The sequence below is a fragment of the Xanthomonas sp. WHRI 7065 genome, assembly GCF_040203115.2.
GTDB classification, from domain to species: domain Bacteria; phylum Pseudomonadota; class Gammaproteobacteria; order Xanthomonadales; family Xanthomonadaceae; genus Xanthomonas; species Xanthomonas arboricola.
The window spans coordinates 4385592-4398277 of the sequence record NZ_CP168194.1; the positions used below are offsets into that span (position 1 = coordinate 4385592).

Annotated in this window: 10 protein-coding genes; 6 read left to right on the top strand and 4 right to left on the bottom strand. The window is 67.7% G+C overall.

The window, feature by feature from the left end; all coding sequences use genetic code 11:
- Window positions 1-152 precede the first annotated feature (152 nt).
- The 4 genes from ABQY64_RS18265 to def all read right to left on the bottom strand — a co-directional run bounded on the left by ABQY64_RS18265 (window position 153) and on the right by def (window position 4973).
- A complete protein-coding gene (locus ABQY64_RS18265) occupies window positions 153-1874 on the bottom strand; it encodes a glycosyltransferase family 39 protein (RefSeq protein ID WP_349780435.1) in 1722 nt (573 codons plus the stop codon).
- 48 nt (window positions 1875-1922) lie between these two features.
- A complete protein-coding gene (gene rsmB, locus ABQY64_RS18270; RefSeq protein ID WP_349780436.1) occupies window positions 1923-3233 on the bottom strand; it encodes a 16S rRNA (cytosine(967)-C(5))-methyltransferase RsmB in 1311 nt (436 codons plus the stop codon).
- Window positions 3233-4156 (bottom strand): methionyl-tRNA formyltransferase, encoded by a 924-nt coding sequence (fmt, locus tag ABQY64_RS18275; RefSeq protein WP_349780437.1) that lies wholly within the window; start codon window positions 4154-4156, stop codon window positions 3233-3235. Before fmt ends, rsmB begins: the two co-directional genes overlap by 1 nt.
- Window positions 4157-4460: 304 nt before the next feature.
- Complete coding sequence (gene def / locus ABQY64_RS18280) at window positions 4461-4973, bottom strand: peptide deformylase (RefSeq protein WP_024938525.1); 513 nt, start codon at window positions 4971-4973, stop codon at window positions 4461-4463.
- A 131-nt stretch (window positions 4974-5104) separates the two neighbouring features.
- Between def and ABQY64_RS18285 the strand changes: the two genes are divergently transcribed.
- The 6 genes from ABQY64_RS18285 (at window position 5105) to ABQY64_RS18310 (ending at window position 12679) form a co-directional block, all read left to right on the top strand.
- On the top strand, window positions 5105-6241 hold the full coding sequence (locus tag ABQY64_RS18285; protein WP_349780438.1) for a LysM peptidoglycan-binding domain-containing protein: 1137 nt from the start codon (window positions 5105-5107) through the stop codon (window positions 6239-6241).
- Between the two features lie 71 nt (window positions 6242-6312).
- Window positions 6313-7449, top strand: coding sequence for a DNA-processing protein DprA (dprA, locus tag ABQY64_RS18290; protein WP_349780439.1), 1137 nt, complete (start codon window positions 6313-6315; stop codon window positions 7447-7449).
- Window positions 7450-7492: 43 nt separating this feature from the next.
- Entirely contained in the window at window positions 7493-7966 is a 474-nt protein-coding gene (locus ABQY64_RS18295) for a DUF494 family protein (RefSeq protein WP_003484452.1), read from the top strand.
- A gap of 37 nt (window positions 7967-8003) precedes the next feature.
- Window positions 8004-8738, top strand: a complete 735-nt coding sequence (locus tag ABQY64_RS18300) for a pilin (protein WP_349780440.1) — start codon at window positions 8004-8006, stop codon at window positions 8736-8738.
- 27 nt (window positions 8739-8765) lie between these two features.
- Entirely contained in the window at window positions 8766-9998 is a 1233-nt protein-coding gene (locus tag ABQY64_RS18305; RefSeq protein WP_349780441.1) for an RDD family protein, read from the top strand.
- 182 nt (window positions 9999-10180) lie between these two features.
- Entirely contained in the window at window positions 10181-12679 is a 2499-nt protein-coding gene (locus ABQY64_RS18310; RefSeq protein WP_104561410.1) for a DNA topoisomerase I, read from the top strand.
- The last annotated feature ends 7 nt before the right edge of the window (window positions 12680-12686 follow it).

Consider the following 12686-nt stretch of genomic DNA (forward strand, 5'->3'; position numbering starts at 1 on the left):
CAGACATCGGTGGCAACTGGGGGTGACATCGGGCGACGCGGGTCAGTGACGCCGGCCAAGCTAACGATGCCCCGCATGAATCCATGCTAGACAGCGGCCGACGACGGCATTGACGGGCCGCCGATCGCGGCAGACACCTGCGCTGCGCCGGCTCATTCGGTGTCCAGGTTGCCCTGCTCCTGCACTTCCACTGCCCGCTGCTCGGAGCTCGCCACGCAACTGCCGTGCACGGCATCGGCCGGCACCAGCCACCAGCGACGGCGATTGGCCACCCCCACCATCTGGCTGCGGCTGCGGTCCACGCAGCCCAGCAGCGCGGTCTCCTGCGCCATCAGCCAACGTCGATCGGGACGCTCTGCCTGCCAGGCCACCGCGCGCTGCAGCTGTTGTTCCCACGGCACCTTGAAGCCGAAGGTCTGCGCGGGGCGGTCGGCCATCAGCAGGTTCTGCTCTTTCCAGGCCACCAGCCCGAGCTGCGCGTCCGGGCCGATCCGGCGCCCGGCCTCGCGCATCACCGCGCCCGCCGAACTGGAGTCGTTGAAGATCGGATAGCAGACCAGGCCGAACGCCACCCACCACGCGCCCAGCAGCGACGCGGCGGCAAGCGCGGAGCGGCGCACCCGCAGCAGCAACAGGCTGGCCACGCCCCATAAACCGACTGCCAGCAGCAGCCAGCCGAGCGGGTCGGTGGCCTCGCTGCCGACCCCGCGGCTGTCCATGATCTTCTGCTCGAAGCCCGGATGCCCGATCAGCATCGCCGCGCCGCCGGCAGCGAAGGCCAGCGTCAGCAGCAGCACGAATCCGAACAGCAGCCGCTGCACCCCGGCGCGGCGCAGCAGGCCTGCCGCCAGCGGTGCCAGCGCCAGGCAGAACATCGGCAGCGCCGGCAGGATGTACACATCGCGCTTGCCGCTGGGAATGGTGAAGAACACCAGCACCAGCAGCCACCAGGCCAGCGGCAACAGATAGCGCGCATCGTGTCGCTTGAGCCGGCGCCACCAGGCCGGGATCGCCCAGGGCAGCACCAGGATGGTCGGCAGCCACATTGTGGCCATGCCCTTGAAGTGGTACCAGACCGGCTGCGCGTGATCCCAGGAATTGGCGTAACGCTTGGCGGTCTGGCGCAGCAGGATGTCGTTGAGATAGACGCGGTACTCGGGCTGGCCGGCGGTCAACGCGGTCACCATCATCGGCACGAACCACAGCAGGATCGCGACGAAGAAGAACAGCGGCCCCAGCCAGAAACGCCGATCGCGCACATGCACGCGCACGCCCGGCCAGCCGCGCGCCGCCGCAATGCCGGCCGGGATCAGCATCAACAGGGCGATGATGCCGACCCCCTTGGTGATCACGCCCAGCCCGGCGGCAAACCAGCCCAGCGTCCACCAGCGCCAGGCCGGCCCCAGCAGCAGATGGCGCAGCAACCCGTAATTGGCCAGGGTGATCCAGAACACTACCAGCGGATCGATCTGCGCCTTCTTGGCCTGGAAGGTGAAGTGCAGCGTGAACAACAGCATCCACGCCGCATACGCACCCACACGCCGGGTCCACAGGCGCCGCCCCAGGTCGTACACGCAGGCCAGCGTGCCCAACGCCGCCAGCAGCGACGGCAGCAGGAACGCCACCCGCCAGTTGCCCAGCAGCGTGTAGAACAGCGCCTGCAGCCACATCAGCATCGGCGGCTTGTCCGAATACAGCTCGTTGCCGCGATGCGGGAACAGCCAGTCGCCGCTCATCACCATCTGCTTGGCGACCAGTGCAAACCGCGGCTCGTCCGACGGCCAGGGGTCGCGCAGTCCCAGGCCGGCACCGATCACCAGAACGGACGTGATGGCCAGCAGCCAGAAATCCTTGGAAGCACGAGTCTTGAGCATGACGGGCGGCAGTGGATGCGAAGGTGGAGCGCCGGGGTCGGCGCGCGGTCAGGACGCTTTTAGCAAAAGCGCGTAGAAAAAACCGTCGCAGTGCTGCTCGCCGGGGAAACGCTGGCGTCCGGCACCGGCCGCATGACCGAATTGCGCACCCAGCGGTTGCGCCTGCGCATCGGCAGTGCGTTGCAGGAATGCCTGCACCTGCGCCTGGTTCTCGCGCGCCAGCAGGGAACAGGTGGTGTAGAGCAACTGCCCGCCCGGCCGCAGCGTGCGCCAGGTGGCATCGAGCAGACGCGCCTGCAACGCGCACAAGGCGTCGATATCGTCGGCACGGCGATGCAGCAGCACGTCGGGCTGACGGCGCACCACGCCGGTGGCCGAACACGGCGCATCCAGCAGCACCGCATCGAACGGCTGGCCGTCCCACCATGCGGCGGTATCGGCGGCGTCAGCGGTATGCAAGGTCACCTGCGCGCCCGGCACGGTGCGCTGCAAGGTTTGCTGCACCCGCTCCAGCCGGCGCGCATCCACATCCAGCGCGGTGAGCTGCAGGCCAGGATGACGTTCCAGCAGATGCGCGGCCTTGCCGCCGGGCGCCGCGCAGGCATCGAGCACGCGTGCCGACGGCGCCAGCGCCTGCGCATCGGCAACCTGCTGGGCAGAGCCGTCCTGCACCGAGACATCGCCGTCGGCAAAGCCGGGCAACTGGCTCACCGGCACCGCCCCGTGCAGACGCACCGCATCCGGCAACAGCGCATCCGTGTCCGCGCCGATGCCCAGCGCGGCCAGCCGTTCGACATAACCGGCCGGGTCGATCCGCGAGCGCTGCACGCGTAGCCACATCGGCGCCATCTGCGCGCTTGCCACGAAGATGCTTTCGGCCTGCTCGCCCCAATCGGCGCGCAGTTGCTTGCGCAGCCAGGACGGCCAGCCTGCATCGGCGGACACCGCCGGAAAGCCCTCGCGCTGGGCGCGCCGCAGGATCGCGTTGACCATGCCGGCCTGCCGCGGCCGGCCCAGCGCGCGGCACGCGTCCACGGTGGCCGACAAGGCCGCGTGCGCGGGCAGCTGCAGCACGTCGAGCTGGGCGAAGCCGGCCATCAGCAGTGCCTTCAGTTCCGCATCGCGCGGCGGCAACGGGCGTTCCAGCCACTGCCGCAATGCCACGTCATAGGCCGGGCGGCGGCGCAGCACCGCAAAGCAGATCGCCTCCACCAGCGCGCGGTCGCGTGGATCATCAAGGCCGGGCAAGGTCGCGGCCAGTTCGGCCTTGAGCGAGCGGCCTTGGTCGAACACCGCCGTCAGCACCCGTGCCGCGGCCAGACGCGAGCCGACGCCCGCAGTTGCAGTCTCTGCCGACATCAGCGCAGCGCCGGCAGGTCGCGGCGCGCGTTGAGGTAGTCGGCAGCGGTGATCGCCTTGCCGCCCTCGCGCTGCAGCACGCGCACCCGCAGCGCGCCCTGCCCGCAGGCGATGTCGATGCCCTGCTTGCTGGCGGCGAGCAGGGTGCCCGGCGCCTGCTGATGGGCCAGCTCCAGCGCCACTGCACCATGCAGGCGCACGCGCTCGCCGGCCAGGATCGCCTCGGCCACCGGCCATGGATTGAACGCGCGTACCCGCCGCGCCAGTTCCTGCGCCGGCTGGGTCCAGTCCAGCCGCGCCTGCGTCTTGTCCAGCTTGTGCGCATAGGTCACGCCCTCGGCCGGCTGCGGCTGCGCCACCGGGCGGATGCCGGCACGCAGCAGGCCCAGGCCATCGGCCAGCACCTGCGCGCCCAGCGCGGCCAGGCGGTCGTGCAACTGCCCGCCGGTTTCCTGCTCGCCGATGGCCAGCCGCTGCGACAGCAGCACCGGGCCGGTATCCAGCCCGGCTTCCATCTGCATCAGGCAGACGCCGGTTTCGGTATCGCCGGCCTCGATCGCGCGCTGGATCGGCGCGGCGCCACGCCAGCGCGGCAACAACGAGGCATGCACGTTCCAGCAGCCATGGGTTGGCGCGGCCAGCACCGCCTTGGGCAGGATCAGGCCGTAGGCCACCACCACCATCAGATCGGCATTGAGCGCGCGCAGCGCGGCCAGTGCCTCCGGCGAGCGCAGCGTCTGCGGCTGGAAGACCGGGATGCCGCGCGCAATCGCCTCCAGCTTGACCGGCGACGGCGTCAACCCGCGGCCACGGCCGGCCGGCCGATCCGGCTGGGTGTAGACCGCCACCACTTCATGCCGCTGCGCGGCTGCGCGCAACGAGGCGACGGCAAAATCCGGCGTACCGGCGAATACGATTCTCATAGGGTGGGGATTCGGGAGTGGGGATTGGGGAGTGGCAGCGGCGGCGGGGAAGGGGGATTCGGGAATCGGGATTCGCAGCAGGGGGCTTGGGCAACAGCGCAATGGCTGGCCAATCCCATATCCCAGGTCCCGACGTGTCGCTCCATCCGTGTACGCGGAGCGCGCGCAGCGACAGCCTGCGCCATCGCTTCAATCACGCGCGATAGCGCCGCGCCCGGCGATTGGGATGGGGACCAACGGATCCGGCAAGCAGCCAGAAAACCCGCTTCACCAATCCCCAATCCCAACTCCCCAATCCCTGCCCTCAGGCCACGTGCTTACGCTGCTTGGCCAGTTTCTTGCGCACCATTTCGCGCTTGAGCGGCGACAGGTAATCGACGAACAACTTGCCGTCCAGATGGTCCATCTCGTGCTGGATGCACACCGCCAGCAGGCCGTCGGTGCTCAGTTCCTGCGCCTTGCCCTGGCGGTCGAGATAGCGCACGGTGATCGCATCGGCGCGGGCGACGTCGGCATAGATGCCCGGTACCGACAGGCAGCCTTCCTGGTAGACCTGCTCGCCCTGCCTGCTCACGATCTCCGGGTTGATGAACACCTGCGGGAGCGTCTTCTCCTCGCTGACGTCGATCACCATGAAACGCTTGTGCACGTCCACCTGACTGGCGGCCAGGCCGATGCCGGGCGCCTCGTACATGGTCTGGAACATGTCGTCGAGCAGGGTCTGGAATGCCGGGCTGGTGAGCTCGGCAGCATCGACCGGCACGGCCTTGGTGCGCAGCCGCGGATCGGGGAATTCGAGAATAGGGAGCAAAGCCATGGGATTACCCGTCTGGGAACACCGGCGCTGCGCCGGCAAGACGCTGTCATTCTAGCGCAATGCTTGCGTGACGCCCCGGTTTCTGGACTATAGTGCGCAGACCTGTTGGGGAATCAGGCAAGAAGGCACTCATGTTGAACCGACTTCGTACGGTCGTCGCTGCGGCGATGCTGACCGTCGCGACCTACGCTGCCGCGCAAGCGGTGGGCGAGCATCCAGAGACTTACGTGGTCCGCAAGGGCGATACCCTGTGGGACATCGCAGGACGTTTCCTGCAAAAACCCTGGTTGTGGCCGGAAATCTGGCAGGCCAACCCGCAGATCCAGAATCCGCACCTGATCTATCCCGGTGACGTGATCAGCCTGGCCTACCTGGATCGCGTCGCCAAGGGCACCGTCCAGCCCGGTCCGCGCCAGGAAGCACCGATTAACGCGATTCCGCTGGCCGATGTCGAGCCGTTCCTGAAGAACCTGCGCGTCACCGACGACTTCGACCAGCTGCCGTATGTGGTGGGCCTGGAAGGCGGCCGCACGCGCGCCACCACCGGCCAGGTGGCCTATGTGGTCGGCCTGGACGATGCACAGCCGGGCCAGCGTTTTGCGGTGGTGCGCCCGACGGTGAAGTTCAGCCTGCCCAAGCACAACGAAGACCTCGATGCGGCCGGCAACATCACCGCAGGCGCCGGCAACATCTGGAAGAACTACATCGCGCCGAGCACGCGCCGCGAGTTCCTCGGCTACGAACTGGCACAGGTCAACGTCGGCACCATCACGCGCAGCGCGGCGGGCGGCAACTCCAAGGCGGCCACCCTGCTGCTGCAGGACAGCGGCCGCGAAGTACGCGCCGGCGATCGCATCGTCGCCGTCGAGGCGCAGCCCTACGACCTGCAGTTCATCCCGCATCCGCCGTCGGAACAGGCCCTGCAGACCGAATTGCGGGTACTGGCCATCTCCGATGCCTTCACCGTCGGCGGCACCCGCGACGTGATCGCCATCTCCGGCGGTGCCCGCGAAGGCATCAATAACGGCACGGTGTTCTCGATCTGGCGCAAGGGCCGCACGGTCAGCGACCGCGTCAAGCACTCGCTCTTCTCGCGGACCGACGACGACTTCAGCGGCCCGGCCGGCTCCACCGTCGGCCTGCCCGACGAATACGCCTCGCACGCGATGGTGTTCCGCACCTTCGACAAGGTCAGCTATGCGCTGGTGATGGAAAGCGTCAAGCCGACCGGCCTGGGCTACTTCGTCAAGCATCCCGACGCGCAATAAGCGAAAATTCCGATGCGGTAATACGACGGCGCCTGAGGGCGCCGTCGGCGTTTGCGGTTCAGGCTGGACGTATGGCCCTCCCCACTTCCGACCTGCGCGCACTTCTGACCCTGCTCCTGGCGGGCGGCCGTAGCCCGCCGCGCCATGCGCTGCTGGACTGCTTCGCCAGCCCGGCCGAGCTACTGGCGGCCGGGCCCGAGGCCTGGCTTGCCGCCGGCTGCGACGAGTTGCAGGCGGCACGGCTGCAGACCCCCGATGCGCGCGCCCTGGACGCCGCCCTGCAGTGGTGCGAGCAGCCCGGCCATCACCTGATCGGCATGAACGATCCCGACTACCCCGCCCTGCTGCGCCACATCGTCAATCCGCCGCTGGCCCTGTTCGTGGACGGCGACCCGAATGCGCTCTGGCACCCGGGCGTGGCCGTGGTCGGCAGCCGCTCTGCCACCGCCGGCGGCCGCGACCACACCCGCACGTTCGCCTCCGGCCTGGCCGGCGCCGGGTTGGCCATCGTCAGTGGCATGGCCGCCGGCGTGGACGCGATCGCGCACGAGGCCGCGCTTGCCCGTGCCGGGGCCATCACCGTGGCGGTGGTGGGTACCGGCGCGGATGTGGCCTACCCGGCAAATCACCACTCCCTGCGCGATCGCATCGCCGCGCGTGGCGCGGTGGTCAGCGAGTACCTGCCCGGCACCGGGCCGGTCGCGGGGCATTTCCCGGCCCGTAACCGGATCATCGCCGGGCTGGCCCTGGGCACCCTGGTGGTGGAGGCGGCCATGCGCTCGGGCGCGCTGATCACCGCGCGACTGGCGGCGGAGGCCGGGCGCGAGGTGTTCGCCCTGCCCGGCTCGCTGCACAATCCGCTCGCGCGGGGCTGCCATCACCTGATCCGGCAGGGCGCCACCCTGGCCCAGGAGCCGGCCCAGGTCATCGACGGCCTGCGCCTGCTGTCGGGCGAACTGGCAAGCGCCTTGCGCCAGCGCCTGGCCGCCCCCACTGATCAGGCCAGGACACCGCCGCAGGCCGGCCCGGCGCGGCCGGATCCGGACTACCAGCGCTTGTGGCAGGCGCTGGGCCATGACCCAACCCCTATGGATTCCCTGGTCGAACGCACCGGATTGACGGCCGCCGCGCTGTCCTCCATGCTGCTCATCATGGAACTGGAGGGAGACGTGGTCACCGAGCACGGTCGCTATACCCGCAATCCCTAGTTTCTTCACCTCCACAGCGTCGCGCGACGCAGGCCGAGGGGCAATGAAAGAGAGCATTCTTGATGTACTGCTGTACCTGTTCGAACATTATTTCAGCGAAGATGCGGACCTGGTCCGCGACCGTGACTCGCTTCAGAATGGCCTGATCCAGGCCGGTTTCAGTCCCGCAGAAATCAGCAAAGCCTTCGATTGGCTGGACGCGCTCTCCGAGCAGCGGCCCAGCGTCGCGCGCCCGCATGTCGATGGACCGGTACGCATCTATCACGGCCCGGAGCTGGACAAGCTCGATGTGGACTGCCGTGGATTCCTGTTGTTCCTGGAACAACACCGCATCCTCGACGCCGACCAGCGCGAGCTGGTGCTGGATCGCGCCATGGCGCTGGACCAGGACGAACTGGACCTGGACGACCTCAAATGGGTGGTCTTGATGGTGTTGTTCAACCAGCCGGGTGCCGAAGCGGCCTACGCCTGGATGGAAACGCAGATGTTCCTGGACGAGCCTGAACCCGTACACTGAGGCGGAAGCCGCAACGGACGCGTGCGAGGGGACGGCAATGAGTAGTTGGTATTACGCCGAGGGCAACCGCCACCGGCGTGGCCCGGTGGCCGACGAGGCCTTGCTGGCGCTGTATCGCGATCACGCGATTGCACTGGACACCTTGGTCTGGCGCGAAGGATTTGCCCGATGGGTGCCGCTGTCTGCGTGCGCCGACGAGCTCGGGCCACCGATTTCCACCGATCTGCGCGCCGCAGCGCTGCCGCCGCCCCTGCCGCCGGTTCCACCAGCGGCTGTCAATAACGCAGCCGCCATTGCGCCCGCGCCGTCAGCGCGTCATCTATCCAGCAACGGGCCGGGATGGCCGCTGGCGTTGGTGCTGGGCGCGGTGGTGGGCATGTTCGTGCTGGTGGCGATGATCGGCATCCTGGCGGCGATCGCGCTGCCGGCGTACCAGGACTACACCGCGCGTACCAAGGTCGCCCAGGCGATCGCGGCGCTGACACCCTTGAAGCCGCAGATCGCCGAATTTCTCGCGCAGCAAGGCCGTTGCCCGGTCAACGGCGACGCCGGATTTCTCGCGCCCGAGCAGTATGCAAACGATGTCTTGAGCAGCGTGCGGATCGGCCGTTTCGACACCACCGAGTGCGGCGTCGAGGCACTACTGCATGCGCCAAAAATGACCAGGATCGACGGCAAGGCGCTGTGGCTGGATTTCGACGCGGACGCCGGCAGCTGGCAGTGCAGCTCCGAGATCGACGACAACCAACTTCCGCCGGACTGCCGCGGCTAGTCAATCGCTTTACGCAAGGGGACTTCAATGACGCAGTGGTATTACGCCGACGCACAACGCGAGCGCCAGGGGCCGGTGGACACGGACACGCTTCGCGCGCGCCTGTCGGAAGGCCTGATCGATGCATCCAGCCTGGTCTGGCGCGAAGGCTTTCCGCAGTGGGTGGCACTTGGCGAGGTCGCGGCCGAGTTGGGGATCGACACCGCCGTGCCAGCGCCCGGCGCGCCGAGCGTCGGAGATGCGCCGGTGCACGTTGCGCACGGTGAGCCGCAGGCGACGGTTTACCCGACCAGCGTCGCGGTGGATCACACGCCTGCCGCAGATACGCCGTTTGCCGGCCCGGCGGCAGACGCTGCGCTCGGGCGGTCCGACTCCGGCCTTGCCGATCACCCTGCCGCAGTCGATCACCAGCAGCGGCCGCCGAGCGGGCACGCTGCATCGGCAGATCCAGCGGCGTGGTCCACCACGCCGGCAGACCCTGCGGCAACTCCGGCGGCATCGGGCCCGCTCCTGGCCAACACCTCGCACGCGCCGGCAACATCCGCGCATGCCGCGTCGCAACCACCGGCCGGCGCGCCGCTTCCAAGCGCCTGGGATTCCGTCGCCGCGCCCGCGGCAAGCGTCGCATTGCACGATGCCCCGGTTGTCTACGCCGGCCTGTGGCGGCGCGTGGCCGCCAGCATCCTGGACAGCCTGATCACCAGCTTTGCGGTGTACCTGATCGTGATCCCGTTGGTGTTCGTCGTGGCACTGGCGACCAGCCGGGGCGATTCCGGCTCGGCGCTGGACGACGGCAGCGCGCTCAGCATCGCCATCCTGGTGATGTCCTACGGCATCGGCCTGGCGATCCCGACGCTGTATTTCGCCTGGATGCAGTCCAGCCGGCACCAGGCCAGCCTGGGCAAGCTCGCCTGCGGCATCAAGCTGGTGCGCGCCGACAGCAACGGCGGCCGGGTCGGTTTCTGGCGCAATGTGCTGCGCTACCTGGCCTACATGCTGATCAGCGTGCTCACCCTGGGCATCGGCGTGGTCGTGGCCGCGTTCATGGCCGGCATGACCGCGCGCAAGCAGGCTCCGCACGACAAGGTCTGCGACACGCTGGTGGTGGACCGCTGGGCGTTTACGGATCACCCGGAGCGCCAATCCAGCGGCCTGGACACGGTCACCATCGTGGTGCTGGCCATTTATGCGGTGCTGCTGGTGATCTCGGTGGTGGTGGTGGGCTTCATGCTGGCCGCCATCGGAATGAGCCAGAACTAGCAGTTCGCGGCCCTGGCCGCTTGACACGGCGGCGTCCGCCGTGATCTTTCTAATAAGAGAACTGAACGCCCGGGCTCGTTTCCCGGGCGTTGACCTGTGGGAAACAGTCGATCTGCTTCCCTCCACCGGCCAATTAGGCCACGCTACCCGCCCCCCGGGCCCTGCCCAAAGAATTCGCCACCATGCCCAAGCACCTGCTCATCGTCGAATCGCCTGCCAAGGCCAAGACGATCAATAAATACCTCGGCAAGGACTTCACCGTCCTGGCCTCGTATGGGCACGTGCGCGATCTCGTTCCCAAGGAAGGCGCGGTCGATCCGGACAACGGCTTTGCGATGCGCTACGACCTGATCGAGAAGAACGAGAAGCATGTCGAAGCCATCGCGCGCGCGGCCAAGGGCGCTGACGACATCTATCTGGCGACCGACCCGGACCGCGAGGGCGAGGCGATCAGCTGGCACATCGCCGAGATCCTGAAAGAGCGCGGGCTGCTCAAGGACAAGACGATGCAGCGGGTGGTGTTCACCGAGATCACCCCGCGTGCGATCAAGGAAGCCATGCTCAAGCCGCGCGCGATCGCGGCCGATCTGGTCGATGCGCAGCAGGCCCGTCGCGCGCTCGACTATCTGGTCGGCTTCAACCTGTCGCCGGTGCTGTGGCGCAAGGTGCAGCGCGGCCTGTCGGCCGGCCGCGTGCAGTCGCCGGCGCTGCGCATGATCGTCGAGCGCGAAGAAGAGATCGAAGCCTTCATCGCGCGCGAGTACTGGTCCATCGATGCACATTGCCGGCATCCGTCGCAGCCGTTCAATGCGCGCCTGATCAAGCTGGACGGGCAGAAGTTCGAGCAGTTCACCGTCACCGACGGCGACACCGCCGAAGCGGCGCGGCTGCGCATCCAGCAGGCCGCGCAAGGCGTGCTGCATGTCACCGATGTGGCCAGCAAGGAGCGCAAGCGTCGCCCTGCCCCGCCGTTCACCACCTCCACGCTGCAGCAGGAAGCCTCGCGCAAGCTCGGCTTCACCACCCGCAAGACCATGCAGGTGGCGCAGAAGCTGTACGAAGGCGTGGCGCTGGGCGACGAAGGCTCGGTCGGTCTGATCAGCTATATGCGTACCGACTCGGTGAACCTGTCGCAGGACGCGCTGTCGGAAATCCGCGATGTGATCGCGCGCGATTTCGGCACCGCCTCGTTGCCGGACCAGCCCAACGCCTACACCACCAAATCCAAGAACGCGCAGGAAGCGCATGAGGCGGTACGTCCGACCTCGGCGCTGCGCACCCCGGCGCAGGTGGCGCGCTTTTTGTCCGACGACGAACGTCGCCTGTACGAATTGATCTGGCGCCGCGCCGTGGCCTGCCAGATGATCCCGGCCACGCTCAACACCGTCAGCGTCGATCTGTCGGCCGGCAGCGAGCACGTGTTCCGCGCCAGCGGCACCACCGTGGTGGTGCCCGGCTTCCTGGCGGTTTATGAGGAAGGCAAGGACACCAAGAGCAGCGAGGACGAGGACGAAGGCCGCAAGCTGCCGCTGATGAAGGCCGGCGACAACATCCCGCTGGACCGCATCGTCACCGACCAGCATTTCACCCAGCCGCCGCCGCGCTTCACCGAAGCGGCGTTGGTCAAGGCATTGGAGGAATACGGCATCGGCCGGCCGTCCACCTACGCCTCGATCATCCAGACCCTGCAGTTCCGCAAGTACGTGGAAATGGAAGGCCGCAGCTTCCGTCCCACCGACGTGGGCCGCGCCGTGTCCAAGTTCCTGTCCGGGCATTTCACCCGTTACGTGGATTACGACTTCACCGCCAAGCTCGAAGACGACCTGGATGCGGTCTCGCGTGGCGAGGAAGAGTGGATCCCGCTGATGGAGAAGTTCTGGGGCCCGTTCAAGGAACTGGTTGAGGACAAGAAGGATTCGCTGGACAAGACCGACGCCGGCAGCGTGCGCGTGCTGGGCACCGACCCGGTCAGCGGCAAGGAAGTCAGCGCGCGCATCGGCCGGTTCGGCCCGATGGTGCAGATCGGCACCGTCGAAGACGAGGAAAAGCCGACTTTCGCCTCGCTGCGGCCGGGCCAGAGCATTTACTCGATCTCCATCGAAGATGCGCTGGAGCTGTTCAAGATGCCGCGCGCACTGGGCCAGGACAAGGACCAGGACGTCAGCGTCGGCATCGGCCGCTTCGGCCCCTTCGCGCGCCGCGGCAGCGTCTATGCGTCGCTGAAGAAGGAAGACGACCCGTACACCATCGATCTGGAGCGCGCGGTGTTCCTGATCGAGGAGAAGGAAGAGATCGCGCGCAACCGCGTGATCAAGGACTTCGAAGGCAGCGACATCCAGGTGCTCAACGGCCGCTTCGGCCCGTACATCAGCGATGGCAAGCTCAATGGCAAGATTCCCAAGGATCGCGAGCCGGCGTCGCTGACGTTCGAGGAAGTGCAGCAGCTGCTGGCCGATACCGGCAAGCCGGTGCGCAAGGGCTTCGGCGCCAAGAAGGCCACGCTCAAGAAGAATGCGGTGAAGGATTCGGCCAAGGAGGCCAAGGACGCCGCAGCCAAGAAGACCGCGGTAAAGAAGACGGCCACCAAGACCGCGGCGAAGAAGGCACCGGCCAAGAAGGCCGCTGCCAAGAAGGCCACCAAGCGCGTGGTCAAGAAGACCGTGAGCAAGGCTGCAGGCTAAGGGCGCC